Raw genomic sequence first — 25,967 nt, 5'->3', positions numbered from 1 at the left:
AATTCTTTTATGTCTCTCATAAGTATTATAGTAAAGGATATAAGCCACGTTTTCATGAAGGGTTAATGAAAAGATTATTAAAAATTTCTCATATATCAATGATAATAGACTGAAAATTAAGTATAATGATATAGGTCTTTAATTTACAAAAATAGGAGGGGGACGTATGTATATTACAGATCCGATTTATGGACCAATCTCTATTCGTGATAGAGATATCCTTCGATTGATAGATACAAAAGCATTTCAGAGGTTGGCGTATATTAAACAACAAGGACATACTTATTTTTTACATGAGAACGCAATACATACAAGAGAAGAACATTCGATAGGTGTATATATGCTAGTAAATAAAGTGATAGAACATCTTACTGAGATTGGTGACATACATTTATCGAAATATGAACGCAAGCTAGTATCTACTGTAGCCCTTCTACACGATGTTGGACATGGTCCGTATTCACATTGTTTTCAGCAAATATCGGGTGAAGATCATGGTGAGTGGACGGTACGAATCATTCAGGAGGACGAAGAAATACGTACGATTTTAAATCAGACACCTGGATTGTTAGATGATGTAACGAAAGTTTTAACAGAAGATGGAGTTTTTCCAATTATAGATGAGCTCTTATTTAATTCATTAGGAATGGATCAATTAGATTTTTGGAATAGAGATTTATATTATTCTACGCTTGAATTAGAGGGCTTACAAATTGAAGAACTGATTGCTAGTATACGTTTTATTAATGGTAAACTTGTAATTGAAGAATCTGGAATCCCTTTGATCGAACAACTAATGAAAATGAAAGAAGAACTTTATAATAATGGTTTTGGTCATCCGTTTGTAATAGGAAAAGATTTATTGTTGCAATCCTTTTTTCAAAAGATAATGGAGAAAAACCTTTCGTTCCATACTCTGGAAATACAAAATTTCTTTCATAAAGAAGAGAAGTTAGTAGTAGAGGACTTTCTTCCGTTACAAGATGAAATAATTTTAAATGAAATACAGTGCTTTGCAAAATCAGATGATGTTGAAATAGTATCTTTAATTCAACTGTATGTTTCACCAACCAAAAGTTTATCATTTCAAAAAGGAGTGGAGGGTGATTTTAAAAAGGAAAATAACAATTTAGCGATAATAACTGAGAAAAAGGCGTACAGTTCATATGTAGGGGGTATTTACGTTTATAGTGAGGGGCAGTTAGAGGATATTATAGAAAAATCCCCTTTTATTCAACAGATAGTGAGATTACCTAAAAAAGAATATGCATATTCTTTTTAAATTGGTTTGAAAACATAAAATAGATGGGGTGGAAATGTGAACTGGAAAGAACGTCTTCTAGAATTGGATGATTTACCAATTATATTAGAATGGTATAACGACGAAGAATTACATAACATAGCAGATATGAAACCATTTAAGCGATATACAATAGAAGAACTTCGGGAGTATTGGACTAAAAAATTAGCGCGGTCTTATGCAAGTTATCATGTAATAATAGTGCAGGATAAAGTAATAGGTAGAGTTGGATTAAAAAAGACAAAATATAAGGATACATATGTGATGGAATACTCTATTCTCATTGGCGTTTCAAATTTATATTCAAAAGGGATTGGAACAGAGGTTACAAAGTATTTTATTAATAAATCATTTTTAGATCCCGATATACAAGCGGTTCTATTGCAAGTTAGGGAAGATAATAAGAGGGCAATTCGGTGTTATGAAAAAGCTGGATTTAAAAAAATAAAATCGTATATAGAGAATGAAGTAAAGGTATTTAATATGCATAGAATTAAGGGAGAGGTAACAGTATAAAAAGAAAATGTAAATGATTAATTCCAAATATAATGTAAACTAAGGGTTTGAAACCTAAAATGACATTACTTGCAGGTGTACGTAATACCACCATTTTATATGAAATGAAATATAGACGAAAAACGAATTAGATTGAAGTAAAACACGCATCTACATATATGACAGGTAGCTGCTTGTTTTCATTAAAAAAATAGAAGCAATTCTGCTTCTATTTTTTTACGGTTTCACATCTAAATTTTGTAAAAATAACGTTGCTGTTACGTAACGCTTTGCTAACATTTGTACATAAGCGGTATGTACAGAAAGGGTCGCAATAATAATGGCGTTACGAATCGCTTCACGTTGTTCATTATTAATTTGATCAAACTTGCTTGCGATTTTATCAGCTTTTTCTTTTACGATGTTTTCAATTGTATGAACGGTATCTGTTGCATTTAATTGTAAGCAATTCCCTTGATTGAGTTCTTCAAATAGAGAAGAGTATGCTACATATAAATGAACAGGATTGATTAAATCATCACTTCGATCGGCTGGGTCATTTACGATAAGGCGTAATAGCTTACGAATGGATTCGAAATCAAGTGCTGTTTTTAAATCTTCGACAATGAATAGTAAGGCTGCTTGTTCAATTGAATATTTTTTCCCTTTTTGAGGAGAGCCAATCATTTCTTTTATATCTCGTTTCACCCAGTTTTGCATAGCAGTTACAGAGAAACTTGTGTTTTCAATCTGATTGCCAAGTGCGACTATTTCATTTAAAGAAAAACCGACGTCAGTATCGTCAATTTTAATCAGCTTTTCAAAAATAGGTGAAAGTGCGGTAGTAATAAAAGCTGTAACGCTTTGTCCGCTTTCAATATCTTTTTTATGTGACTTCGCCCAAGCTTCTTGTAAAATACCGAGAGGCTTTTTCGTATTCCATCCTCTTAGTGATAGAAGAAGGGTAGCCATTTCGTTTCGTGTGAGATGAAATGTTTCCATCTTTTCACCTCCAAAATAATAAAAAGTTCTTATGAACTTATAATATGTTTTGTTTCATTTAAAGTCAATTCTGTTTTGCTTAATTTTTCCTTTGTCACCAAACTGTTGAAAGTAAATAATACTTGCATATTTCGACAAAAGTTCATATAATAAGTTCATAAGAACCTTTAAAATGTTTTTAAAAACAAATCTATCACTCTGAATTTACTAGAAAGATAGATTTCACATATATCTATATAAAAGGAGAATGGATATAATATGTTGAAAAAACTTGTAGCAGTAATGACAGCATTCATGGTTATCTTTGGAGCTAGCAGCTTTATGTTCGTAGATCATGCGGCAGCGAAAAGTTACAAATCTGGTAAAAAATCATTTACACCAAGTTCAGGTCAAAAGTCAAAAGTTGATTTAAACAAAAAAGACTCAAATGTAAATTCTCAAAAAACGACTCCAGATTCAAAAACGAAAGCAACAAACACAGCACCAAAAAGTAATAAAGGAAGCTTTATGAAAGGTTTATTACTAGGTGGTCTTGGTGGTTTACTAATGGGTAGCTTATTTGCAAATATGGGAGCTCTTGGTTCTGTATTAGCATTTATGGTAAATATGTTAGTAATGGCTGGTATCGTAATGTTAGCAGTTCGTGCATTTAAATACTTCAAGAACCAACGTAAGAAGAAGGCAGATGAAGTAGCATGGAAACAATAAAAATTTCTGAACAAGAATTAATAAATGCGCTTTGCGTATATATCGCTGAAAAAAGACAAGTGGGTCCAGAAGAAGTGTTAGTTGAACTCATGTATGACGATGACTACGGTTTCTCTGCGGAAGTAGAGGTAAATGGTCGCCAGCAAATTTTAATTCAAGCAAACTTAATCGAAGCATTACGTTTATTGCTTGACAGAGAATATAATGTCAATGCATTCGCAGCGAGATTACAACTTGAATTAGATGATGAAGAAGGTATTTACGCATTAGCGAAATTTAATAACTCAGATGAGTAGAGAAAAGAGCTGTTGAGAGTAATCTCAGCAGCTCTTTTTAGTATGTGCATATGTAGAAGAATGATCACGCCAAATTTCATTCATCTTTCGTCTACCGATATCTACCATCGGATTAAACTGAATTGCAGCTTTCTGACGAACAGAGTGAACGTTTTGAATGGCGTGATATAATTGTTGGTCGACTATATCATGTTTTTCACCTGCATATTTAGCAATTGATAGACCTGCAACTGTTCCTTGCGCCATCGCAATTTTTCCGCTTTCAATGCCTGTAATATTGCCAGCTACAAATAAACCAGGAAGAGGGGTTTCCATTGTTTCGGAATGGAGAGGAACGTGTCCGCCTAATTCTAAAATGTAATGGAAGGGACAACCAGCTACAGCTGCAAGTTCGGCAAGTGGGTATAATCCCCCAGCAATACAAACAAAATCTGCTTCATATATTTTCTCTGATCCATTCATAACATTTCCTTTAGAGTCAATATTAGCAACACGTACACCTTCAACTTGATCTGTTCCGATAATTTCAAGAGCTGCTTTCCGAAGGTGAAGTGGCGTTCCGTTTATTTTCATTCCGCTGTTTGGATAGAATGTTAATCCAGCTTTTCGAATCCAATCATATTTCATAAAGTGGCTACCTATTCGTAAAATAGCAGAAGGAGCGAGATGTGCTGCATTTAAAAGAGAGTTTAAAACTTCTTCAGGTTCACCAGCTTTTTGACTTAACTCGCTTTTTACAGGGAGTACAATATGATCTACTTTAATTCCCGCTAATTGCAATTCACTTAAAATGGCGAAAGACAAAATGTTAGCACCAATAATGATTCCTTTTTTTCCAACTTGCACGCGATGAACATTTGTCATAACTTGAGCTGCTCCAATTGACATCACTCCTGGAAGTGTCCAGCCTGGAAGGGGAATAGAATATTCCGCAGCACCAGTAGCAAGTAGTACGAACGGTGCTTCTAACGTACCGATATTAGTATGTACAAACCAATTGTTTTCATCTTTATCTAAATTATAGACCGAAACACCGCACCTGATATGTACTGAAAGTGATTCTGCTTCTTCATGAAGTCGCTTCGATTCTTCTATTCCGTTCCACCATTCTCCAGTAGGCTCTTGATGCAACTGTCCTAACAATCTCCCGCCCGGCTTCATAAATTCATCAATAACGAGCACTTTTAGTCCGAAACGAGCACAAGAGATAGAAGCAGATAATCCCGCTGGTCCTGCACCAATGATAATTACATCACTCATCGTTTTTTCACCATCTCTCTCACGATATTCGGATGCTGTTTCCCGCTTTCAACAACCATGTTTTCTTCTACAACAGTTAAGCATGCGCGTACATTTGTTTGATTATTTACTGTCACGCGGCATTCGGAACAGTGCCCGATATTACAATAAATACCTCGCGGTGTCCCGCTATCTTCATGAACTCTTAATGTCCGTATTTCATTTGCTAACAGGGCAGCAGCTATCGTTTCATGTTCATATGCTTCGTATTGATGACCATTAAATTGAAAAGTAATACGCCCACTACTTTGTAAAGTACCTAAAATAGGGTGATGTGTAATTCTACTCATTTACTTTCACCTACCGATCCAAAAGTAACTGCACGTATTGGTGGTTGATATTTTAACGGTAGTTCATTAAGAGTTACGTCAGGATTCGCATTTTCAATCATTCGATCTATCATTATTCTGCATGTGCGACCACCGCAAAATCCCATGCCAGCACGTGTTCTTAGTTTTAATTCTCTTGCCGAGCAGTTATATTCAGCAATTGTCGATTGAAGTTGTCCGTATGTAACCTCTTCACAACGACAAACGATTAAGTTGTTTTTATTGGTCATGTGTATTCCTCCTCTAGTTCGGTTTGCACAAATTATATATGCAAAAATCATGCCAATATAGAGGGGAGAGGGCTACCTGTAAACGCCTGATTGGTGCATACTGATTCTTTATTGAAGTCCGAGTTTCTTTAAACGGTTATATAAAGTAGCCCTTGTTACGCCAAGTTGTTTTGCGCATTCTAATTTATTCCCATTTAAAATTCGTAAAGCCCTTTCAATAACTTTTTTCTCATGCTCATCCATCTCTTCTTGTAAAGAAAGGATTGTATTATTGTTGCTGAGTAATAGGGAATGAGCTGTATGGTTGTCTAAAGTTTCAGTCGTATGAAATGGTAAATATTCTTGTTTTATAATTCCGTCTGTTGCGAATACCACAAGCCGTTCAACAACGTTTCGAAGTTCGCGAATATTACCTGGCCAATTGTAATGAAGCAGTTCATGCATAATGCTTGAAGGTAAGTCACGAATTGGTCTGTTATAGTTGATTGAAAAATCGTTTAAGAATGAGTATGTGAGTTCGATAATATCCTCTCGTCTTTCACGCAGCGGTGGAATATGCAGGCTAACTACATTTAAACGATAATATAAATCTTCTCGGAAAGTTCCTTTTCTCATTTCTTCTTGTAAATCCCGATTTGTAGCAGCGATAATGCGGAAATCAATATTAATTTCTTTTTCTCCGCCAACTCGGTAATACTTTCGTTCTTGTAGTACACGTAACAGTTTTACTTGCATATCGAGCGGCATTTCGCCAATCTCATCGAGGAATAAAGTACCGCCTTGTGCGAGTTCGATTTTACCTTTTTTCCCTTTACTATTCGCTCCAGAAAAGGCCCCACGCTCGTAACCGAATAATTCACTTTCAAATAAAGCTTCTGGAATTGCCCCGCAGTTAATCGAAATGAAAGGCGCCTTCGCTGCTTCACTTGCTTCATGAATTGCTTTCGCAAATACTTCTTTTCCAACTCCGCTTTCCCCAAGTATTAAAACAGTTGATTTCACCGAACAAACTTTTCTAGCTAATTGTATCGTTCTTTGTATAACAGGACTTTTCCCATTCATCGCAAGGAATGGATCGGATTCATCTTTATACTTTGCCACTTCTTGTTCTAAACGGTGCATTTCATGTGACATATTAAATAGTTTTTCATTTAAAGCGACTTGATTTGTAACATCTGTTTCTGAAACGACTGCTCCTATAATTTCATCATTACAATAAACTGGATTTGAATTAATTAATACGAATAAATCGGGACGAGGCTGATGGAACTGAGCGACTATATTTTTTCCATCATGTAAAGATTGTAAAATTTCCAAGTCTTTATAATCAAAAAAACGAGTAATCGGTTGCCCAATAATCTCATTATGGTTGACTGAAAATATTTTTTCAGCACCATCTGTCCAAGTTCGAACGCATTCTTTACTATCAATGACTGTAACAGAAGAGTCAGTTGTTTGTATTACGGTGTTATAAAATGACTGTAGTTCATTGTAGGACTTATAAAGAAATGGAATCATTTGCTGAGAGGTTATACAGAATATCGGCTCATCGTTTTCGTTAAGGATGATAACAGCTAATTCATAAGAAAAAGCGTCAATTAATGCAGTGAATGAGTCATCTACATAAATAATGGCGCAATTATATTCTTCTGTAGTAGAAGGGAGATAATAAAACCTTCCGTTTACTTGCTTAATGTGATTAAGGCTACATGTATGATCGATTAAAATACTTTCCAAAAACTCTTGTATAGTCGGAAATGAAAATGCCATAATATCCTCCCGTTATGTATAAAAAATTTGACAGTGATAAAAAAATAATACACCTATTTACTATAAATTTGAATTATTTTTACAAATAAAAATATTGTTTATGGAAATTGTATATGTGCAGAATTGGCACGTCAATTGCATAAAAGAAAGTGAGAGGTTTAGGGAAAGGAGGAGTATATTGTGAGGCACTGCGACGTTTTAATTATAGGTGGTGGAATAATAGGGTGTTCTATCGCTTATTACACTTCAAAATACGGAAGAGACGTAACAATCATTGAAAAAGGAGAATTTGTCAGCGGGACGTCTTCACGGTGTGATGGGAATATTTTGGCCATTGATAAAGACCCAGGGTTTGATAGTCAAATGTCTTTAGTAAGTCAAAAATTAGTAACTGATTTAAGTGAAAAATTAGAGCATTCATTTGAATATAGGGCACCAGGAAGTATTCTCGTATGTGAGTCAGACGAAGAGATGGAAGCTGCGCAGCAATGGGTAGATCGGCAAAAAGAAGCTGGATTACCGTTTCGAATGCTTGATAGGCAAGATATAAGAGAAGAGTCGCCTTTTTTTGCTGATGATTTATTAGGCGGTTTAGAATGTGCGACGGATTCAACTGTGAATCCATATCTCCTTGCTTTCTCGCTTCTGTCAGAGGCACAAAAGTTTGGCGCAAAAGCCTTTAAGCAGACCGAAGTAAAGAGTATGAAAATAGAGACGAATGGTTCATTTGTTGTAGAAACTACGAATGGTACTTTTACAGCAAAACAAGTTGTAAATGCAGCCGGTGTGTGGGCTCCTAAGATTGGTCAGATGTTAAATGTAAATATACCAATTGAACCGAGAAAAGGGCATATTATAGTAGCATCAAGGCAACAACATGTAGGATGCCGTAAAGTAATGGAATTCGGTTATTTAATTTCTAAATTTGGCGGAAAAAGAAAAGTAGATGCTTTAACTGAAAAATACGGGGTTGCGCTCGTATTTGAGCCTACTGAAAGTCAAAATTTCTTAATTGGAAGTAGTCGTGAATTTGTAGGGTTTCATACGAGAATAAACAATGAAGTCATTAAATGTATCGCAAATAGAGCGATTCGCTTTTATCCGAAAATGGCAGATATGATGGTAATTCGTTCTTACGCTGGTTTACGTCCGTGGACAGAAGATCATTTGCCGATTATTTCACGAGTGGAACATATTCCGAATTATTTCATTGCCGCTGGACATGAAGGGGATGGGATTAGTCTTGCAGCAGTTACTGGGAAAGTAATTGAAGAGTTATTAAATGAAAAAGAGACAATTATTCCTATTGAACCACTTCGTTTGAGTCGTTTTACAGAAAGGGTGTTAAACGGATGAGGTCACAAAGAGTCTTTACGACTATTGATACACATACGGGCGGGAATCCAACGAGGACATTAATTAGCGGACTTCCAAAGTTGATTGGAGAGACGATGGCAGAGAAGATGTTACATATGAAAAAGGAATATGATTGGATTCGAAAATTGTTAATGAATGAACCGCGTGGTCATGATGTAATGTCAGGGGCATTATTAACAGACCCGTGTCATCCTGAGGCTGATATAGGTGTTATATACATAGAGACAGGTGGATACTTACCGATGTGCGGTCACGATACAATCGGTGTATGTACAGCGTTAGTTGAATCAGGTTTAATTCCAGTAGTTGAACCGATTACTTCTTTAAAACTAGATACCCCGGCTGGCTTAGTGGAAGTAGATATTGCTGTTCAAGATGGAAAAGCAAAAGAGGTATCTTTCTGTAACATACCAGCTTTTTTATTGAAAAATATTACTGTACACGTCAAAGACATTGGAACTGTAGAGGCTGATATTGCGTATGGAGGGAATTTTTATGCCATTATTGATGCGAATTCAGTAGGCCTAGAATTAGTACCAGAAAATGCATCTACAATCATCGATAAGGCGATTCATATAAGAAACACAATTAATGAGAAGTTTGAAATCATTCATCCAGAGTATTCGTTTATTAGAGGATTAACACATGTTGAATTTTATACAGATGCTACTCATGAATGTGCGCATGTGAAAAATACAGTTGTTGTACCACCAGGCGGAATAGATCGATCCCCATGCGGTACAGGAACATCTGCGAAGCTAGCTGTATTATACGCTCAAAAAGAAATCAAAATTGGTGAAGAGTTCATTCATGAGAGTATCGTTGGTTCTTTATTTAAAGGATATGTCGTGAATACGACACATGTTGAAAATATTGAAGCTGTCATAACGAAAATTACGGGGTCAGCTTGGCTTATGGGTATGCATAAATTTTTTTACAATGAAATGGATCCACTCAAAGAAGGATTTTTGCTAATTCCGCCGATGGAACATGAAACGGAGGATATAAAATGAACATTCAAAAAATGTATACAGCAGTAGACGTACATGTAAATGGCGAGGCATTTCGTGTAATGAAAGACGTACCATGCAAATACTACTACAGTTTGGAGCAATTAAATGAACAATTTTCAGGTGAATTAGCAGAAGAGATGAAGCTTTTATTAAATGAACCACGTGGTTTTATTGGTTTGAATGGGTGTATTGTCGTTCCATCTATCCATAATGAAGTAGATGCAGCTGTATTATTTTTTAATCATGAAGGTTCGATTCCGCTTCATTATGGGGGCATTGTTGCGGTAATAACGATGTTACTCGAAAGTGGGTATTTAAAAAAGAGAGAGTCCAATCAATATAAAATTGAAACGTTATCTGGAATATTTTTAGTTCATGCGTATGTAGAGAATGATGAAGTTATATCTGTTTCGTTTGAAAGCAAACTTTGCTATTTGATTGAGGAAAATTTACAGGTTGGTAATGTAAGTTATTCTCTCATACAAGCAGATAAAGTATATGCAGTTGTAGAAAAAGGTGCGTATTCGCCAGAAATTCGTGTTGAAAACATTCCAGAATTGAAAAGATGGGGAGAAGCTACACTGCAGGCTATACAAAAACAGTCGCTAATAAAAAGGCTTATTTTAGTAGATCCTTCGCAAAAAGAAAAGAACCATATAAAGTCGATTACATTTCATGAAGATAACTTTATCGTACGTTCGCCAGGTTTTGTTTCTACTATCGTTTCCTATGTTCATGCGTTATTTAAAAATGATTATATGGCGGATAAACCTTTTAAAAATGAAAGTATATTTAATAGTTTTATAACTGTGGAAAAAGTGAAGAAGGAGGAGCTAGGATACATTTTCCGTTTTGAAAGTAGAGGATTTATTACAGGAATGCAGACGTTTCTATTAGACCCTACGGATCCATTTCCGGCAGGGTTCTTATTAAAATAAAATGTGATAAGGAGAGATAAATATGCGAAAAATTAAAGGGGCATTTCCAGTATTAATAACACCGATGGATGAATTTCAGGAAATTAATTGGGATGGGGTAAAACAAAATGTAAATTACTTTATCGAACAAAAGGTTGCAGGTGTCATCATTAATGGAAGTACAGGAGAGTTTGTAAGTTTATCAAAAGAAGAACGATTTAAAATGGTAGAAACCGTGTTGAAAGAAATTGATGGCCGTATTCCAGTCATTGTTGGAACTGCAGCAGAGACGACGAAAGAAACAATTGAATATACGAAACATGCAGAAGCACACGGAGCGGATTGTGCATTAATTATAAACTCTTACTATTGTAAACCGAAGGAAGAGGAGATTTATTTTCATTTTAAAGAAATCTCAAACTCTGTAAATATACCAATTATGTTATACAATAATCCATTTACTTCTGGTGTTGATATGAGTACAGAGCTAATGCTCCGTATTGGAAAAGAGTGTGAAAATGTTACACATATTAAAGAATCTAGCGGAGATATTCGAAAAGCAAGAGATTTAGTAAGACAAAGTGAAGGGGCTTTCCAAGTCTTCTGTGGTTCTGAAGATTTAGTTATGGAATCATATTTAGTTGGTGCCTCGGGATGGGTTTCAGTAGCAGGAAATATCGTTCCTGGTCTCGTTACAAAAATGTATGAGCATTTTCAAAATGGTGAATTAGAAAAAGCATGGGAAATAAACGATGCTATTTTACCACTTTGCGAGTTTCTTGAAGGGTCAGGGAAATATGTTCAAATCGTTAAACGTTCCATGGAATTACATGGGCAAGCGGGAGGACCTTCTCGCTATCCAAGACTAGGATTAACTGTTAACGAAGATCAAAAGCTTCAAACGATTTTATCAAATATTGCAGCTCATGCAGCTGTTTAAATAAGGAGGAGAACATAATGTTAAAGACAAATATTGAGCTGAAACCAAAAGTGGAAGCGTTTTTAAATGAAGAAATTAAAATGTTTATTAATGGCGAATTTGTTTCTGCTATTGGCGGAAAGACGTTTGAAACGTACAATCCAGCAACAGAAGAGGTTCTAGCAGTCGTATGTGAAGCGCAAGAAGAGGATATTGATGCTGCAGTAAAAGCGGCAAGATCTGCATTTGAATCTGGTCCGTGGGCAGAAATGACTACTGCTGAAAGAGCGCATCTTATTTATAAATTAGCAGATTTAATTGAAGAACATAGAGAAGAATTAGCGCAACTAGAAGCTTTAGATAATGGAAAGCCATATCAAGTAGCACTTGATGATGATATTTCAGCGACTGTAGAAAATTATCGTTATTACGCAGGATGGGCTACAAAAATTATTGGGCAAACAATCCCGATTTCAAAAGATTACTTAAATTATACGAGACATGAACCTGTTGGTGTTGTAGGACAAATTATTCCGTGGAATTTTCCGCTTGTTATGTCTTCTTGGAAAATGGGAGCTGCACTGGCGACGGGGTGTACGATTGTATTAAAGCCAGCAGAGCAAACGCCTTTATCTTTACTGTATACAGCGAAACTCTTTAAAGAGGCTGGATTCCCAAACGGTGTTGTAAACTTTGTACCAGGATTTGGTCCTGAAGCAGGAGCGGCAATTGTAAATCATCATGACATTGATAAAGTTGCTTTTACAGGATCTACTGTTACAGGAAAGTATATTATGCGTCAGTCTGCAGAAATGATTAAGCATGTAACGTTAGAGCTTGGCGGCAAATCACCAAATATCATTTTAGAAGATGCGGACTTGGAAGAAGCAATTAGTGGTGCATTCCAAGGTATTATGTATAATCACGGTCAAAATTGTAGCGCAGGATCACGTGTATTTGTTCATCGTAAACATTATGAAACTGTAGTAGATGCACTTGTGAAAATGGCGAACAACGTAAAACTTGGAGCAGGTATGGAGAAAGGAACGGAGATGGGTCCACTCGTATCTAAGAAACAACAAGAGCGTGTGTTAAATTACATTGAGCAAGGGAAGAAAGAAGGTGCTACAGTTGCGGCTGGTGGTGAACGTGCGCTTGAAAAAGGTTATTTCGTTAAGCCAACTGTATTCACAGACGTTACAGACGATATGACAATCGTTAAGGAAGAAATATTTGGACCAGTTGTTGTTGTACTTCCATTTGATTCGACAGAAGAAGTAATTGAACGAGCGAACAACTCATCTTATGGCCTTGCTGCGGGTGTATGGACGCAAAATATCAAAACGGGTCATCAAGTGGCAAATAAATTAAAAGCAGGAACAGTGTGGATTAATGATTATAACTTAGAAAATGCAGCTGCACCATTTGGTGGATACAAACAATCTGGTATTGGCCGCGAATTAGGTTCATATGCGCTTGATAATTATACAGAAGTGAAAAGTGTTTGGGTAAATATAAAGTAATAGGGCGTTTTACTGACAAAAATTGAGGGATGAAATAATGAAAGATGCGGACAACTAGAAAGTTTGATAATAGTTGTCCGTTTTCTTATATACAAAATTGTTTTTCAAAAGAATGATAAGGGGGATTTGGATGGAAAATTTAGTAGAATGGTTAGTAGGGCAAGTGTGGAGTATCGGTTTAGTTGTTTTTGCATTAGGGGCAGGCGTATATTTCACGATTGCAACACGCTTTTTGCAAATTCGTTATTTTAAAGAGATGATTAAACTATTATTTGAAGGAAAGAGTTCAGAGACGGGAATATCATCTTTTCAGGCATTTTGTTTAGCCTTATCAGGAAGAGTTGGAATTGGTAATATCGCAGGGGTAGCGACAGCAATCGCTTTCGGCGGGCCTGGAGCTGTATTTTGGATGTGGGTAATGGCTTTGTTAGGGGCAGCGAGCGCGTTTGTTGAATCAACATTATCTCAAGTATACAAAAGTAAAGTAGGGAATGAATATCGCGGCGGTACTCCATATTTCATTGAGAAAGGTTTAAAAATGAAATGGTTTGCAGTCATTGTAGCGGTAGTTGTAACACTTTCATATGGCGTGTTATTACCAGGTATTCAATCTAGTAGTATCGCAGTTGGATTTGAAAACTCTAATGGTATTAACAAATATATAACTGGTATATTTTTAGTCGTGTTACTAGCAGCAATTATTTTTGGTGGTGTAAAGAGAATTGCTGGCGTTTCTCAAATGCTTGTTCCATTTATGGCAATTGGTTATGTAATTGTTACATGTATCATATTAATTGCGAATGTAACGGAGATTCCAAGTATGTTTGCTTTAATTTTCTCTAGCGCATTTGGTGTAAATGAAATGTTTGGTGGAATTGTTGGTGCAGCTATTGCATGGGGCGTAAAACGCGCTGTATTTTCAAACGTTGCTGGTGTCGGAGAAGCGACGTATAGTTCGGCTGCTGCTGAAGTATCGCATCCTGCAAAACAAGGATTAGTTCAAGCGTTTTCCGTATATATCGATACAATTGTCGTATGTACAGCGACAGCTCTTATGATATTAATTACAGGTATGTATAATGTTATACCTGAAGGGAAACGCGCTATTGTAAAAAACATAGGAAATGTGGAAGCAGGTCCAATTTATACGCAACAAGCAGTTGAAACTGTGATGACAGGGTTTGGTCCAATATTTATTTCAATTGCAATTTTCTTTTTTGCATTTACAACGTTACTCGCTTATTACTATATCGCTGAAACGACACTTACTTATTTAGATCGTCAATTGAAGTATGGCTGGTTAAAACCAGTTTTAAAATTTGGATTTTTAATTATGGTTTACATCGGTAGTGTTGAATCAGCGTCGCTTTTATGGAATCTCGGAGATTTAGGAATCGGTAGTATGGCATGGTTAAACTTAATCGCGATTCTATTATTAAGTAAAATCGCATTAAAAGTGTTAAAAGACTATGAAACGCAGAAAAAAGAAGGGAAAGATCCAGTATTTAATCCTAAAAATGTGGGGATTGAAGGATTAACATTTTGGGAAGAAAGAAGTAAAGAGGTTGAAAGAAAAAGTTATTGTAGATGATAATTTAAAATTATAACGTAAATTAACTGAAAATTCTTAATTTAAAAGAAGGTATATTGCCTCCATTTCATCGCATACTACAATAGGTATGGATAATATGACTGGAGGGAATAAGATGGAACATGAGCAACATAGTTCGATAAATGATATTCTACATCATTATAAAGAAGGTATAGGTAGTTTTACAAATCAAATTCCTGAAATCGCTGAGACATATAATGCGTTTACGCAAGCTTGTTTTCAAGAGGGTGCTTTAACAAAAAGAGAAAAACAACTTATTGCATTAGGAATTAGTTTAGCAACGCAAGATGAGTATTGTACAATTTATCATACAAAAGGTTGTCTTGATCAAGGATGTTCGGATAAAGAGATTCTGGAAGCATGTGGTGTTTCAGCAGCATTTGCTGGCGGAGCTGCGATGAGTCAAGCGGTAACTTTAGTGCAAGAGTGTTTAACAGAACTGAAAAATCAAAAGCATTGAATAAAAAAACGTTTTAAACTTTATGTTTAAAACGTTTTTTTATGTGAAATTAAATTTGTATTCACTTTAGTATTCTATATCTTCATAAATCGAATTCTCTACATCAGGAAGAACTGTGTATATACTCTTACCGATTAAAGCTTCTAATTCTTTCTTAATTGCATAAAACCCTTTCCAATGTAAAGATGTATGAGATGTTGTACCATGACGCAAACCAACGGAAATTAATCTTCTTTCCAGCGTAGTAAAGCCATCCGCGTCAGCAAGAGCGTCACAAAGAGTAATTACTTTATTGTATAAGTCGTAGTTACTATGTTCATTCAATATTGCAACCAACCGGCTTTTCATATGGTCAGGAACGAGATGCCATTCCGCTGCGATATCTATATGTTCATTTTTACAGGGAAATGAGTGTGTCACACAAATAATGGCGTTTCCTGCATATCCTAAATCATTCATATACATATAACCATCATAGGAATGAATGACCGATTTGGTAAAACCTTTGTATCTTCCGATATCATGCAAAAGGGCAGCGTTATATGCTATGTCAGCATCTAGGTCATACCCTTTTTTTATAAGTTCTATAATTATGTTTTCAGTTGCATGAGCAACATGTAGTGAATGTTCAAACCAAGGGCCCGGGTTTTGTTCATATGCCCATTCGAGTAGTTCTTTTGCGTACGTTCTATCTAATATATATTTCATATCGTTATCCTTTCACAAAAAATCATATCTTAATATAAATTCATCTTATTATTTCATTATTCCTTCTTTAAAAATTGTTACAATGAAACAAAAGGGGGAAAAGTAATGCGAAATTTAGTAATTGAAGAAATTAAGCAACTAGAAAATGATATGGAAGAACTTTCGAAACTTTTGAAAACGGTTGTAAATGATGGGGCATCAATTGGTTTTTTGCCTCCACTGGAACAAAAAGACGCAACAAAGTATTGGCAAACAGTCATAGCGCCAGAAGTGATATTGTATGTAGCTAAAATAAACAACGAAGTAGCAGGGAGTATTCAATTACAATTAGTTACAAAGCCTAACGGAATTCATAGAGCCGAGATTTGCAAATTAATGACTCATCCAAACTTTAGACGTAACGGTATTGGACGATTGCTTATGCAAAAAGCAGAGGAACGAGCGAAGCAAGAAAACAGGTCTCTTTTAGTATTAGATACTAGAGAAGGAGATCCATCCAATAAATTGTACAAATCATTAGACTACCAAGAAGTTGGAACAATACCAGGATATGCAATTTCTCCGAATGGAAAGTTAGATGCTACGGTTCTTTATTATAAATGCATATAAATTGTGATTAAAAGGTTATCATACTGAATAATAAGAAACTATTTTAACACCGTCTATATTTTTCTGGCGGTGTTAAATAAATTTATTGATATAATCAATTTAACGCACTAAATGAATTTGAGAAAGTTTTTAGAGGGTTCTTTTAGTAATGATTCTCGTCTTATAATAAATGTAGAGAAGATGACTAGCCAACTATAGTTATTTTCGCTTTATTATCGGAAGGGGATGAAAGAATGAAAAAGAATAGTTTACAAAAGATGAAGAAAGTTATTTTAAGTGGTGGCGTATTACTTACGGGATTATTAACATTTGGATTTTCAGAAAAGGCTTCAGCTCATGGTTATGTAGAATCACCAGCGAGCCGATCTTATTTATGTAAGCAAGGGGTAAATGTAAATTGTGGACCGATTCAATATGAACCACAAAGTGTAGAAGGGATAGGGGGATTTCCGCAACTAGGACCTTCTGATGGACAAATTGCAGGGGCTGGTCATTTTCCTGCTTTAGATGTTCAAACTGTGGATAGGTGGAAGAAAGTTACGTTAAATGGCGGGACGAATACATTCAAGTGGAAACTAACTGCTCCTCATAGTACGAAAGAGTGGAAATATTATATTACGAAAAAAGGCTGGAATCCAAATAAACCTTTAACGCGATCAGATTTAGATTTAGTGCCATTCTATGTGAAAAATGACGGTGGGGCTAGACCAGGGACAACAGTAACGCATGAAGCAAATGTACCAACTGATCGTAGTGGATACCATCTTATTTTAGCTGTTTGGGAAATTGCAGACACTGGAAATGCGTTTTATCAAGTTATAGATGTAAACCTTGTGAATAATGGCTTAGCTTCAAATTTCGCTTTTAACAACGTAGTGCAAGCTCCTACACTATTTTAATTGAAACATATATTTCGATCATCTAATTCATTTTAGATGATTTTTTTTATGAAAATGATGAAAAATATAGAAGAAAGTGCAATTATTTATAAAAAAATATGCTTTAAATATTGTCATATTTGCTTCTTTAAGATATCCTTTTCATGAAGAGGTGGAAAACATGGAAAAAGTACTAGTTTTCGGGCATAAAAACCCAGATACAGATGCAATTTGTTCTGCAATTGCTTATGCAGAATTGAAAAAAGAATTAGGAATGAATGCTGAGCCTGTACGTTTAGGCGAAATCAGCGGTGAAACTCAATTTGCGTTAGACTATTTTAAAGTAGAAGGACCGCGTTTTGTTGAGACAGTAGCAAGCGAAGTGGACAACGTTATTTTAGTTGACCATAACGAGCGTCAACAAAGTGCTAACGATATCGAATCAGTTCGTGTGTTAGAAGTTATTGACCATCACCGTATTGCTAACTTTGAAACAAGCGATCCTATATACTATCGTTGTGAGCCAGTTGGATGTACAGCTACAATCTTAAACAAAATGTACAAAGAAAATGGCGTTACAATTCGTAAAGAAGTTGCAGGTTTAATGTTATCTGCAATTATTTCAGATTCTTTACTATTCAAATCTCCAACTTGCACAGAACAAGACGTAGCAGCTGCTCGTGAATTAGCGGAAATCGCTGGTGTAGATGCTGATAGCTACGGCTTAGAAATGTTAAAAGCTGGTGCTGACTTAAGCGGAAAAACAATGGAGCAATTAATCTCTCTTGACGCTAAAGAATTCCAAATGGGTAATGCGAAAGTTGAAATCGCACAAGTAAACGCTGTTGATACAAACGACGTTCTTGTACACCAAGCGGAACTTGAAAAAGTAATTTCTGCAGTAGTAGAAGAAAAAGGTTTAGACCTATTCTTATTCGTTGTAACTGATATCTTAACTAACGATTCTGTCGGTCTTGCGATCGGTAAAGCAGCAAACGTTGTTGAGAAAGCATACAACGTATCACTAGAAAACAACACAGCTACATTAAAAGGTGTTGTATCTCGTAAAAAACAAATCGTACCAGTATTAACAGAAGCATTCCAAGCTTAATTTTATTGAGTACACATAAACAGCAAGGACAAGTAGTCAGATTGGCTACTTGTCCTTTTTTATCTCTAAAAAACAGAAAATTAAAAACGGGAGGGTTGTGTATGTTTAATGATTTGGAGAGTAAATTACAGTCACTTTTAGAGCGAAATATTACGTCGGTTTCAGAATTAGAGAGCTGGCTTTCGGAAGAGCTGCGTTTAAACGCAGAAATAGAAGAGGAGTTAACGATCAATTTAATCGCTATGTATAGAGATACAAAAGATAGTAATATACGTGATATACATATGTATAACCAAAATACAATTCAGCCACTTTTAAAAAGATACAATGCAAAATTTGACCAGAAATTTAGAGATTGTCTGTTTTCTGATTTATTAGATGAGCAGAAATATGGATTTATGAAAAAAGTAAGATTTTTGAAGAGTAAGATGTTTAATGAAAAAAACATTGCGCTTTCCGTTAAAGAGCAAGAACTTATTACGAAATATAGAGAAATAATGTCTAACATATCTATTAATTGGGAAGGCGAGCAAAAGACGTATGCATACGTAAAAGCAAAGATAGATAACCCGAATAGAGCTATACGAGAAAAAGCTTGGTATGCTTTGTGCGAAGCAAGAAGTATAGTGAAAATAGAAATAGATTGTATTATGAAGGAACTCGTACAATTACGGAATCAGATGGCTTTAAATGCAGGGTTTAATAATTATAGTGAGTATGCCTTTAAACAAAAAAATAGAGATTACAGTATTGAAGATTGTTTTAAGTTTCATGAGTCGATAGAAAAGTGTGTTGTACCAATTTGGAAACAGTTAGGAAGTCTTTTTAAAAAGAATCTTGATGTAAAAACGTATCGTCCCTGGGATCTTGCTCCTTGTAATTTGCAAAAATCTCCATTTGAAAATTACATTGATTTATTGGATGGAATTGAAGAAATGTTGCGGAAGACAGATTCATGTTTTCATGAGAAATTTACTCATATAAGGAAAGCGGGATTAATTGACGTACAAGAACGGAAAAATAAAGCACCAGGAGCTGCTTGCTTTACCTTATCTCATAGTAAAGACGTTTTTGTTTATTCTAATTTTAGTTCTTCATTTTATGCAATTAATGCATTAATACATGAATTGGGGCATGCATTTCACTTTTATAAACAATTTAACAATGAAAGTAGTATGCAGGAAAGATACCTTCGTGAAGAGGTGGCGGAACTTTATTCCCTTAGTCTTGAATTACTATTAATGGATAAGCTTAATATTTTTTATACGCAAGAGGATGATTATAAAGAAGTACAGCGAGCTCAATTATATCGTACTTTATCGTTATTAATATCGTCAGTTTCAGGAGATGTATTCCAGCACTGGCTTTATACAAATCCAAACCATTCACCAGAAGAGCGAGATGAAAAATATATTGAACTATGTAAAAGGTATCAATATTCATCAGTTGATATTGCAGGAGTAGAGAATGAAATTGGTTCGAGTTGGTTCGAGTCATTTCACTTTGTTCAGTTTCCTTTTTATAAAATTGAATATGCAATTGCACAAATAGGAGCGATGCAATTGTTTCAAATTTATCGAGAGAATCCGGAACAAGCGATTGCTTTCTTTGAAGAGGGAGCGAGTTCAGATTGGAATTTACCTATACAGGAAATATATATAAATACAGGTGTTGCGTTTGACTTTTCGGAAGAAAGGATACAAAGTACTGCAAGGGCTATTTTAGATTTGATTAACGAATTAAAATAAGGATAGCTTTAGCTATCCTTCAGGCTGTGGAGAAAGTCTTCTCCACAGCCTGTTTTTGTGTCTGAACCTCTTTTTATGTGTCAACACTGATAAAAAGAGGTAAAGGAGAGATTTTTTATGATGGGTGCTTTAAAAAATCATCGTGATGAACGTGTATCTGTTTCTGTAGAAGAGTTGGTTCCACAAGATCATTTCCTTCGTGCGATCGAAGCGACAATTAGTTTTGATTTTATTGAAGAGAAGTTACGCCCTTATTACTGTGAAAACAATGGACGTCCGTCAATCCATCCTATCGTTTTATTTAAAATGATGTTTATTGGATATTTTTACGGTATTCGTTCGGAGCGTCAATTGGAAAAAGAGATTAAAACGAATATCGCCTACCGTTGGTTTTTAGGGTTTTCTCTATCAGATACTATTCCGGATCATTCTACAATCAGTTGGAATCGTCGTACTCGCTTTATTCATACAAATATTTTCGAAGAAATTTTTGATGAGATCGTGAGGCAAGCGACAGAGCACCGGATGGTGGGAGGACGTGCGCTGATGACAGATTCTACGCACATTAAGGCCAATGCTAATAAAAATAAGTTTGTACATAAATATAAAAAAGAAAAGGCAAAGTTTTATATAGATGAACTAGAAGCTGCGGTAATTGAAGATCGTGAGGTACACGAAAAAAAGAATTAAAACCCAGAAAGGAAAGTGATACTCCCACTAAAAAAACTCGTATAAGTACTACGGATCCAGATAGTGGATTTTTAATGAGAGATGGAAAACCGAACGGTTTTCATTTCTTAGACCATCGTACGACTGATGCGAAGTACAATATTATTACAGATACTTATGTAACGGCTGGAAATATGGCAGATTCCGAGCCATATTTAGCGCGTCTACAAGCTCAAATTGATAAATTCGGATTTAAAGTGGAAGCTGTAGCTCTTGATGCAGGCTATTTTACAGGGTATATCTGTAAGAAATTATCGGAGAGAAATATATTTATGGTGATGGGGTATCGCCGATTTGGAAAACGAAATAAAGAAGTACCAAAAAGCCAATTTAAATATGTAGAAGAAATGAATGCATTTGCTTGTCCGATGGGGTGTATTTTAGAGTATGCGACAACGGATCGTGAAGGATATCGTCACTATAAATCCAACCCAGAAGACTGCGCTGTTTGTCCGCTACGTGAGGTATGTTTTTCAAAGAAACAAAAACAAAAAGTTATCACTCATCATATATGGGAGAAATATAAGGATATCGCTAGAAAAAACAAACTAACAGTTACAGGGAAAAAGTTGTACAAAGTACGCTGTTCAACTATAGAGCGAAGCTTTGCGGACGCCAAAGAACTACATGGCTATCGATATGCTCGATTTCGGGGGCTGAAGTCTGTCCAAATGCAGGCTTATCTCACCGCAACTTGTCAAAACATGAAAAAAATAGCCCTCCATCTGACCAAAAAAGGTCTGGTGGAGGGCTATTTTTTTGAAACTCTATTATTTTATGTTGTTTTTATTCGCTAAAATCAAAATGATTCCAGAGTGTGGGGAACCCTAAAGGGTTTCCCAACACTCTGAAGGATAGCTTTAGCTATCCTTATAATCGTTTATTCGTAAGATTTTTTCTTGTTTATATAAAATGTGATTATCGCAGTAATGAAGAAAATAGGTATCGCATACACTTGCCCAACAAATAACTTCCAGCTGACATAATTATAGCCTTCAGATGCTGGGATGATAACGGAAATAACGCAAACGATAAAATAGACTAATAGTGCAGGGATAATATTTTTCATTTTTAGGAACCTCCTTCTTAATTTTATTTATACATTGTAATATAACAATTTATTTTTATTGTTTTGAAGAAAAAATGCAAAAATTTTTATGGTATTATAATATTTGCAATGAGAGTGATTCATAGTACGTATATGGTAAAATATGTAATTTTAACTTTCGGAATTATTATATAGTATTTCGAGAGAAAATGTACAAAATAGCGAATTTTATTTACAGAAGTAAAGGGAGGAGAAATATATATGAAAAGGCTATGTATAATTCCATGTGGAAAAAAGAAAATTTGGGATAAGCATTCAAACTACGGACCGATGGAAGCAAAAGATGTATATATTAGTCCGTTCGGAAAAGCATGTCAGGCGTACGCATCCATGTTTTTTGAAAAATGGGTTATATTATCAGCGAAACATGGGTTTTTAAGACCAAATGATATTGTATTAGAAAACTATGATCTTGCATTTGATTCAAAAAGCGATGAGGTAATAAGTATAGAGCAATTACAAAAACAGATGGTAGATAAAAGTTTACTACAGTTTGACGAAATCGTCTTACTAGCAGGGAAGAAGCATAAAAAAGTAGTGACAAAGTTATATCCAGAAGAAATGATTACATATCCGCTAGAGGGGTGTAAGGGAATTGGGTATATGTTGCAGAGGTTGAAAGAAGCTGTGAAGGAAAGGGAGGAAATATAGGTGTAGTTTCAGTGATTTTAAACTCTATTTATTTAGGGAGCTGAAAAGTAAAATAGAGTTTTTAGGCATTGCCGAAAGGGTGATGCTTTTTTGTTCGTGTCGTCATTCATGTAAAAGTAATTTAGAGAATAAATCATTCGATTTATGAAGCGATAGCTTTTTTATATCGAAAACAAATTGCATCACTTTTAGAAAATATAGGACGTATGGGCACAGTTAAGATTGTAAGTGGGAATAGCAATAAGACAAGTTTTGAATAAGATATTAAGAAAGGAGATGTTGATGAATAATGGCTAGATATAGTTTGCACGGAGGACACAATAGTATTGTTCAAGGTGCTAATTTCGGGAATCGGAAAGAACACGTTCTAGATAGGCAAGTTAAAGATGCCGTGGCGGCTAAGTTAAGAGCCCTAGGACACACGGTTTATGACGATACGGACGAGGTAGGGGCAACTCAATCACAAAATTTAAATAATATCATTCGGAATAGCAATTCCCATGCTGTGGATTTAGTTATTTCTTTTCATCTTAATGCAAGTGATGGAAATGGACAGGGTGTTGAGGTTTTATATTATGATCAGAAAGATTTGGCGGCTAAAATCTCAGCTCAACTAGCAAAAGATATTGGATGGCGTGATCGAGGTGCGAAACAACGTACAGATTTAGCGGTATTAAATGGAACGAAGGCACCGGCTATTCTTATTGAATTAGGGTTTATTGATAATGAATCCGACATGGCAAAATGGAATGTTGATAAAATCGCTAATTCTATTGTACTTGCTCTTACAGGACAAACTGGAGGAGGTGCAGCGGATTTGCTCAAAGTAAAAACTGGTGGTGTAGCATTTAGTAATTTACAAGATTTGGCTCAAGCTATGGTTGATGCGGGTATTGATGGACAAATTGTCGTTCAAAAAGATGGCATTGGTTATGCTATAACGAATGGCTATCCGTCCGGGAATATCGATAAATTTACAGCTTGGTTAGATGCACGTAAATGGTACTATGAGTACGTCAGATAAAACGAAAATTGGTTTGATTAAAAACTAAAAATTGTCTTATTTTTAGTTAACAAGTATATTAAGTAACTATAAAAATATGGACAATTTATATGTAAATTAGTACACAAAACCACCTGTCAGAAAGGTGGTTTTATTTATCAAGCTATTTGCGGGAAGTAAAATTCTTACCTCAAAATTCGGATGAAGCTAAGAAATTAGGTGGGAATTACACTGCTCGTAGCCTCCTACTAATTATCGTTTCACTTTATATAGTTTAGAGTTTTGTAAATCTTTACTTATTAAACCCGTAATAATATTTTGTTTTCTCAATACATAAGCCGAATTTTAAATTATTACCCAATAATATAATACCTCTCATACTATTTATTAGTTGATAATAACAAAAAAACAAGCTTTGAATATAATAATGAAAAAGGAGATGTTAAATAATGGGTTATATTGTAGATATTTCGAAATGGAATGGCGACATTAACTGGGATATCGCAGCACCACAATTAGATTTCGTAATTGCACGTGTGCAAGATGGTTCAAACTATGTAGATCCTTTATATAAAAATTATGTACAAGCAATGAAAGCAAGGCATATTCCGTTTGGTAATTATGCGTTCTGTCGTTTCGTTTCAGTAGAGGATGCACGGATAGAAGCAAGAGACTTTTGGAACCGTGGTGATAAAAATGCAACAGTTTGGGTAGCTGACGTAGAAGTAAGAACAATGAACGATATGAGAGCGGGTGCACAAGCTTTTATTGATGAATTACGCAGATTAGGAGCTAAGAAAGTCGGTTTATATATTGCTCATCATATGTATGCTCCATTTGGAATGGAAAATGTCAATTGTGATTTTGTATGGATTCCTCGTTATGGTGGTAACAAACCGGCGTATCCATGTGATATTTGGCAATACACAGAGACAGGCAATGTGGCTGGTATCGGCAAGTGTGATTTAAATAAGCTGATTGGAAATAAGCCGTTAGCTTGGTTTACAAATCAAATTGTTGAGCCGATAAAAAAACAAGAAGGGGTTGGAATTATAGTGAATAAATATAGCAAAGTAGTTACTTATGAATTTGGTGTAAATTTAATTTCTGACATGATTCAAATGATGGATAAGCTTGGATATACTTCTAAAATAATATCTCGTGGAGATAACCAAGGGCTTGTGTATTTCGAAACAGATTATCGTCAAGGGAACGAACTGGACAAAGCAACTGCTTGGTTAGATATGAAAGGAATTAAATATTTTTATACAAAAGAGTAGTTTGCAAAAATAAGAGCCGTCATGTGACGGTTTTTATTTTTATTTAATCTTTTAACTCTACTTATAATATGGAGAAAATAGACTAATAAACAAGCCTTTGTATACTTTCAAACATAGAATATGATGAATTCTATCAAGGAGGAAGCATATTTATGAGAAATACTTGTCATTGTGGACATTTTCAAGATTGTAATAAATTTTGGGATGATTTAATGTTTGGGAGATGTAGATGTAAGCGCAATGATTTTCACGAGTGTTGTTGCAAAGAGAAACCGAAGTGTGAGTGTGAAAAATGTCATTGTAAAACAAAAGCGAAATGCCATTGTAGGCATGAAGAGGAAGGGTATTAATAATAAAAAAGAGTACGATGCGTACTCTTTTTTTGGGTGATTATATTCCATCTTGAACAGATTTCTTTACAATTACCCATTTGTCTTTCTTTTTAACCGTTATAGCTACATTAGTTCCATTAGATTCCTTATAAAAGATATATCCATTGTTTGAGTTTACATATGTTACTGGTTCACCTATGCAATCTCGCGAGCAGGATTTGTTGACTAGTTCAATTAAGGATAGTTCACTTGGATCGGTTTTACTGGCTTCTATAACAGCATCAAGGCTTGTTTTTCGATAACCTTGCAAGTTTATATGAAAAAGCTGCTCTATTTCTCCTGTAATGCTAGTATTCATTACTTCTACTGAATTCTTTTTTTCTTGAAGAAATCCGTTTTCATAAAGTAATTTTGTATATCCAATCCATGCTATTAATACTAGCATGAAAAACATACCCGTCATTTTAAGCATTCGAAGTCGTTTACTTATAATTGTTTCTGAGTATTTCATTCAGTCTAATCCTCCAATGTTTTTAATTTAAAATATGCTTGGATACATA

General features: G+C 35.1%; 28 protein-coding genes. 20 read left to right on the top strand and 8 right to left on the bottom strand.

Annotated elements, in window-relative coordinates:
• Positions 1–166 precede the first annotated feature (166 nt).
• Both MHI26_RS14380 and MHI26_RS14375 read left to right on the top strand, forming a co-directional pair.
• A complete protein-coding gene (locus tag MHI26_RS14380; RefSeq protein ID WP_000275996.1) occupies positions 167–1,282 on the top strand; it encodes an HD domain-containing protein in 1,116 nt (371 codons plus the stop codon).
• Positions 1,283–1,318: 36 nt separating this feature from the next.
• The gene (locus MHI26_RS14375) at positions 1,319–1,816 is read left to right on the top strand and encodes a GNAT family N-acetyltransferase (RefSeq protein WP_001104064.1); all 498 of its coding nucleotides are present in this window, start codon (positions 1,319–1,321) and stop codon (positions 1,814–1,816) included.
• Between the two features lie 216 nt (positions 1,817–2,032).
• Here MHI26_RS14375 and MHI26_RS14370 read toward each other — a convergent pair whose 3' ends face one another.
• Positions 2,033–2,797, bottom strand: coding sequence for a DUF1836 domain-containing protein (locus MHI26_RS14370; RefSeq protein WP_000447231.1), 765 nt, complete (start codon positions 2,795–2,797; stop codon positions 2,033–2,035).
• Positions 2,798–3,055: 258 nt separating this feature from the next.
• Between MHI26_RS14370 and MHI26_RS14365 the strand changes: the two genes are divergently transcribed.
• Entirely contained in the window at positions 3,056–3,505 is a 450-nt protein-coding gene (locus tag MHI26_RS14365) for a hypothetical protein (RefSeq protein WP_000914480.1), read from the top strand.
• Positions 3,493–3,801 carry a YxcD family protein gene (locus MHI26_RS14360; RefSeq protein ID WP_000447757.1) on the top strand — a complete coding sequence of 103 codons (309 nt, stop codon included), beginning with the start codon at positions 3,493–3,495 and terminating at the stop codon, positions 3,799–3,801. Before MHI26_RS14365 ends, MHI26_RS14360 begins: the two co-directional genes overlap by 13 nt.
• Before the next feature lie 24 nt (positions 3,802–3,825).
• Here the strand turns inward: MHI26_RS14360 and MHI26_RS14355 are convergent, their stop codons facing one another.
• From MHI26_RS14355 to MHI26_RS14340, 4 genes are all read right to left on the bottom strand, one after another.
• Complete coding sequence (locus MHI26_RS14355) at positions 3,826–5,061, bottom strand: NAD(P)/FAD-dependent oxidoreductase (RefSeq protein WP_001286088.1); 1,236 nt, start codon at positions 5,059–5,061, stop codon at positions 3,826–3,828.
• Positions 5,058–5,390, bottom strand: a complete 333-nt coding sequence (locus MHI26_RS14350) for a (2Fe-2S)-binding protein (RefSeq protein WP_061667192.1) — start codon at positions 5,388–5,390, stop codon at positions 5,058–5,060. Before MHI26_RS14350 ends, MHI26_RS14355 begins: the two co-directional genes overlap by 4 nt.
• Positions 5,387–5,659 carry a (2Fe-2S)-binding protein gene (locus MHI26_RS14345; protein ID WP_000182619.1) on the bottom strand — a complete coding sequence of 91 codons (273 nt, stop codon included), beginning with the start codon at positions 5,657–5,659 and terminating at the stop codon, positions 5,387–5,389. The genes MHI26_RS14350 and MHI26_RS14345 overlap by 4 nt, the downstream gene beginning before the upstream one ends.
• A gap of 108 nt (positions 5,660–5,767) precedes the next feature.
• Entirely contained in the window at positions 5,768–7,429 is a 1,662-nt protein-coding gene (locus MHI26_RS14340; RefSeq protein ID WP_000885737.1) for a sigma-54 interaction domain-containing protein, read from the bottom strand.
• 180 nt (positions 7,430–7,609) lie between these two features.
• On the opposite strand from MHI26_RS14340, the gene MHI26_RS14335 reads away from it, so the two are divergent.
• The 7 genes from MHI26_RS14335 (at position 7,610) to MHI26_RS14305 (ending at position 15,250) form a co-directional block, all read left to right on the top strand.
• Positions 7,610–8,785: an NAD(P)/FAD-dependent oxidoreductase gene (locus tag MHI26_RS14335; protein WP_001215272.1), complete on the top strand. Its 1,176-nt coding sequence runs from the start codon at positions 7,610–7,612 to the stop codon at positions 8,783–8,785.
• On the top strand, positions 8,782–9,819 hold the full coding sequence (locus MHI26_RS14330) for a proline racemase family protein (protein WP_061667193.1): 1,038 nt from the start codon (positions 8,782–8,784) through the stop codon (positions 9,817–9,819). Before MHI26_RS14335 ends, MHI26_RS14330 begins: the two co-directional genes overlap by 4 nt.
• Positions 9,816–10,757 (top strand): proline racemase family protein, encoded by a 942-nt coding sequence (locus MHI26_RS14325; RefSeq protein WP_061667194.1) that lies wholly within the window; start codon positions 9,816–9,818, stop codon positions 10,755–10,757. The genes MHI26_RS14330 and MHI26_RS14325 overlap by 4 nt, the downstream gene beginning before the upstream one ends.
• Positions 10,758–10,779: 22 nt before the next feature.
• Entirely contained in the window at positions 10,780–11,676 is an 897-nt protein-coding gene (gene dapA / locus MHI26_RS14320) for a 4-hydroxy-tetrahydrodipicolinate synthase (protein WP_061667195.1), read from the top strand.
• A 17-nt stretch (positions 11,677–11,693) separates the two neighbouring features.
• Complete coding sequence (locus MHI26_RS14315) at positions 11,694–13,178, top strand: aldehyde dehydrogenase family protein (RefSeq protein WP_061667196.1); 1,485 nt, start codon at positions 11,694–11,696, stop codon at positions 13,176–13,178.
• Positions 13,179–13,308: 130 nt separating this feature from the next.
• The gene (locus MHI26_RS14310; protein WP_061667197.1) at positions 13,309–14,769 is read left to right on the top strand and encodes an alanine/glycine:cation symporter family protein; all 1,461 of its coding nucleotides are present in this window, start codon (positions 13,309–13,311) and stop codon (positions 14,767–14,769) included.
• An 88-nt stretch (positions 14,770–14,857) separates the two neighbouring features.
• A complete protein-coding gene (locus tag MHI26_RS14305; RefSeq protein ID WP_001999958.1) occupies positions 14,858–15,250 on the top strand; it encodes a carboxymuconolactone decarboxylase family protein in 393 nt (130 codons plus the stop codon).
• Between the two features lie 66 nt (positions 15,251–15,316).
• Here MHI26_RS14305 and MHI26_RS14300 read toward each other — a convergent pair whose 3' ends face one another.
• The gene (locus MHI26_RS14300; RefSeq protein WP_000874108.1) at positions 15,317–15,958 is read right to left on the bottom strand and encodes an HD domain-containing protein; all 642 of its coding nucleotides are present in this window, start codon (positions 15,956–15,958) and stop codon (positions 15,317–15,319) included.
• Positions 15,959–16,063: 105 nt separating this feature from the next.
• Between MHI26_RS14300 and MHI26_RS14295 the strand changes: the two genes are divergently transcribed.
• From MHI26_RS14295 to MHI26_RS14275, 5 genes are all read left to right on the top strand, one after another.
• Entirely contained in the window at positions 16,064–16,567 is a 504-nt protein-coding gene (locus MHI26_RS14295; protein ID WP_001245261.1) for a GNAT family N-acetyltransferase, read from the top strand.
• 233 nt (positions 16,568–16,800) lie between these two features.
• Positions 16,801–17,466 carry a lytic polysaccharide monooxygenase gene (locus MHI26_RS14290; RefSeq protein WP_000742282.1) on the top strand — a complete coding sequence of 222 codons (666 nt, stop codon included), beginning with the start codon at positions 16,801–16,803 and terminating at the stop codon, positions 17,464–17,466.
• A gap of 160 nt (positions 17,467–17,626) precedes the next feature.
• On the top strand, positions 17,627–18,556 hold the full coding sequence (ppaC, locus tag MHI26_RS14285; protein WP_000416871.1) for a manganese-dependent inorganic pyrophosphatase: 930 nt from the start codon (positions 17,627–17,629) through the stop codon (positions 18,554–18,556).
• A gap of 101 nt (positions 18,557–18,657) precedes the next feature.
• Entirely contained in the window at positions 18,658–20,304 is a 1,647-nt protein-coding gene (locus MHI26_RS14280) for a M3 family oligoendopeptidase (protein WP_061667198.1), read from the top strand.
• Positions 20,305–20,421: 117 nt separating this feature from the next.
• Positions 20,422–21,830 (top strand): IS1182-like element ISBth7 family transposase gene (locus MHI26_RS14275; RefSeq protein ID WP_097821175.1). Its coding sequence is split into 2 segments (ribosomal slippage): positions 20,422–20,980 and positions 20,980–21,830, totalling 1,410 coding nucleotides; the frame shifts between segments, so codons are not numbered across the junction.
• 83 nt (positions 21,831–21,913) lie between these two features.
• Here the strand turns inward: MHI26_RS14275 and MHI26_RS14270 are convergent.
• Positions 21,914–22,102 carry a DUF4017 family protein gene (locus MHI26_RS14270; RefSeq protein WP_000789488.1) on the bottom strand — a complete coding sequence of 63 codons (189 nt, stop codon included), beginning with the start codon at positions 22,100–22,102 and terminating at the stop codon, positions 21,914–21,916.
• Between the two features lie 240 nt (positions 22,103–22,342).
• Here MHI26_RS14270 and MHI26_RS14265 point away from each other — a divergent pair, with 240 nt between their 5' ends.
• From MHI26_RS14265 to MHI26_RS14250, 4 genes are all read left to right on the top strand, one after another.
• Positions 22,343–22,792, top strand: a complete 450-nt coding sequence (locus tag MHI26_RS14265; protein ID WP_061666078.1) for a DUF6884 domain-containing protein — start codon at positions 22,343–22,345, stop codon at positions 22,790–22,792.
• Positions 22,793–23,081: 289 nt separating this feature from the next.
• The gene (locus MHI26_RS14260) at positions 23,082–23,816 is read left to right on the top strand and encodes an N-acetylmuramoyl-L-alanine amidase (RefSeq protein WP_061666079.1); all 735 of its coding nucleotides are present in this window, start codon (positions 23,082–23,084) and stop codon (positions 23,814–23,816) included.
• 428 nt (positions 23,817–24,244) lie between these two features.
• A complete protein-coding gene (locus MHI26_RS14255; protein ID WP_061666080.1) occupies positions 24,245–25,075 on the top strand; it encodes a GH25 family lysozyme in 831 nt (276 codons plus the stop codon).
• Between the two features lie 216 nt (positions 25,076–25,291).
• On the top strand, positions 25,292–25,465 hold the full coding sequence (locus tag MHI26_RS14250; RefSeq protein WP_000503011.1) for a hypothetical protein: 174 nt from the start codon (positions 25,292–25,294) through the stop codon (positions 25,463–25,465).
• Here MHI26_RS14250 and MHI26_RS14245 read toward each other — a convergent pair whose 3' ends face one another.
• Positions 25,466–25,918, bottom strand: a complete 453-nt coding sequence (locus tag MHI26_RS14245) for a hypothetical protein (protein ID WP_061666081.1) — start codon at positions 25,916–25,918, stop codon at positions 25,466–25,468.
• Between the last annotated feature and the right edge of the window lie 49 nt (positions 25,919–25,967).

The organism is Bacillus sp. FSL K6-1218, from assembly GCF_038006445.1.
Lineage (GTDB): Bacteria > Bacillota > Bacilli > Bacillales > Bacillaceae_G > Bacillus_A > Bacillus_A thuringiensis_S.
This window is presented reverse-complemented; position numbering and strand designations above follow the sequence as displayed.

What these genes read in the sequence shown, in the direction of transcription:
- MHI26_RS14340 (WP_000885737.1), bottom strand. Translation starts at nt 7,429, where the DNA reads ATGGCATTTTCATTTCCGACTATACAAGAGTTTTTGGAAAGTATTTTA.
- MHI26_RS14265 (WP_061666078.1), top strand. Translation starts at nt 22,343, where the DNA reads ATGAAAAGGCTATGTATAATTCCATGTGGAAAAAAGAAAATTTGGGAT.
- ppaC (WP_000416871.1), top strand. Translation starts at nt 17,627, where the DNA reads ATGGAAAAAGTACTAGTTTTCGGGCATAAAAACCCAGATACAGATGCA.
- MHI26_RS14365 (WP_000914480.1), top strand. Translation starts at nt 3,056, where the DNA reads ATGTTGAAAAAACTTGTAGCAGTAATGACAGCATTCATGGTTATCTTT.
- MHI26_RS14260 (WP_061666079.1), top strand. Translation starts at nt 23,082, where the DNA reads ATGGCTAGATATAGTTTGCACGGAGGACACAATAGTATTGTTCAAGGT.
- MHI26_RS14310 (WP_061667197.1), top strand. Translation starts at nt 13,309, where the DNA reads ATGGAAAATTTAGTAGAATGGTTAGTAGGGCAAGTGTGGAGTATCGGT.
- MHI26_RS14350 (WP_061667192.1), bottom strand. Translation starts at nt 5,390, where the DNA reads ATGAGTAGAATTACACATCACCCTATTTTAGGTACTTTACAAAGTAGT.
- MHI26_RS14245 (WP_061666081.1), bottom strand. Translation starts at nt 25,918, where the DNA reads ATGAAATACTCAGAAACAATTATAAGTAAACGACTTCGAATGCTTAAA.
- MHI26_RS14300 (WP_000874108.1), bottom strand. Translation starts at nt 15,958, where the DNA reads ATGAAATATATATTAGATAGAACGTACGCAAAAGAACTACTCGAATGG.
- MHI26_RS14380 (WP_000275996.1), top strand. Translation starts at nt 167, where the DNA reads ATGTATATTACAGATCCGATTTATGGACCAATCTCTATTCGTGATAGA.
- MHI26_RS14345 (WP_000182619.1), bottom strand. Translation starts at nt 5,659, where the DNA reads ATGACCAATAAAAACAACTTAATCGTTTGTCGTTGTGAAGAGGTTACA.
- dapA (WP_061667195.1), top strand. Translation starts at nt 10,780, where the DNA reads ATGCGAAAAATTAAAGGGGCATTTCCAGTATTAATAACACCGATGGAT.
- MHI26_RS14255 (WP_061666080.1), top strand. Translation starts at nt 24,245, where the DNA reads ATGGGTTATATTGTAGATATTTCGAAATGGAATGGCGACATTAACTGG.
- MHI26_RS14370 (WP_000447231.1), bottom strand. Translation starts at nt 2,797, where the DNA reads ATGGAAACATTTCATCTCACACGAAACGAAATGGCTACCCTTCTTCTA.
- MHI26_RS14315 (WP_061667196.1), top strand. Translation starts at nt 11,694, where the DNA reads ATGTTAAAGACAAATATTGAGCTGAAACCAAAAGTGGAAGCGTTTTTA.
- MHI26_RS14305 (WP_001999958.1), top strand. Translation starts at nt 14,858, where the DNA reads ATGGATAATATGACTGGAGGGAATAAGATGGAACATGAGCAACATAGT.
- MHI26_RS14330 (WP_061667193.1), top strand. Translation starts at nt 8,782, where the DNA reads ATGAGGTCACAAAGAGTCTTTACGACTATTGATACACATACGGGCGGG.
- MHI26_RS14290 (WP_000742282.1), top strand. Translation starts at nt 16,801, where the DNA reads ATGAAAAAGAATAGTTTACAAAAGATGAAGAAAGTTATTTTAAGTGGT.
- MHI26_RS14360 (WP_000447757.1), top strand. Translation starts at nt 3,493, where the DNA reads ATGGAAACAATAAAAATTTCTGAACAAGAATTAATAAATGCGCTTTGC.
- MHI26_RS14295 (WP_001245261.1), top strand. Translation starts at nt 16,064, where the DNA reads ATGCGAAATTTAGTAATTGAAGAAATTAAGCAACTAGAAAATGATATG.
- MHI26_RS14280 (WP_061667198.1), top strand. Translation starts at nt 18,658, where the DNA reads ATGTTTAATGATTTGGAGAGTAAATTACAGTCACTTTTAGAGCGAAAT.
- MHI26_RS14270 (WP_000789488.1), bottom strand. Translation starts at nt 22,102, where the DNA reads ATGAAAAATATTATCCCTGCACTATTAGTCTATTTTATCGTTTGCGTT.
- MHI26_RS14325 (WP_061667194.1), top strand. Translation starts at nt 9,816, where the DNA reads ATGAACATTCAAAAAATGTATACAGCAGTAGACGTACATGTAAATGGC.
- MHI26_RS14355 (WP_001286088.1), bottom strand. Translation starts at nt 5,061, where the DNA reads ATGAGTGATGTAATTATCATTGGTGCAGGACCAGCGGGATTATCTGCT.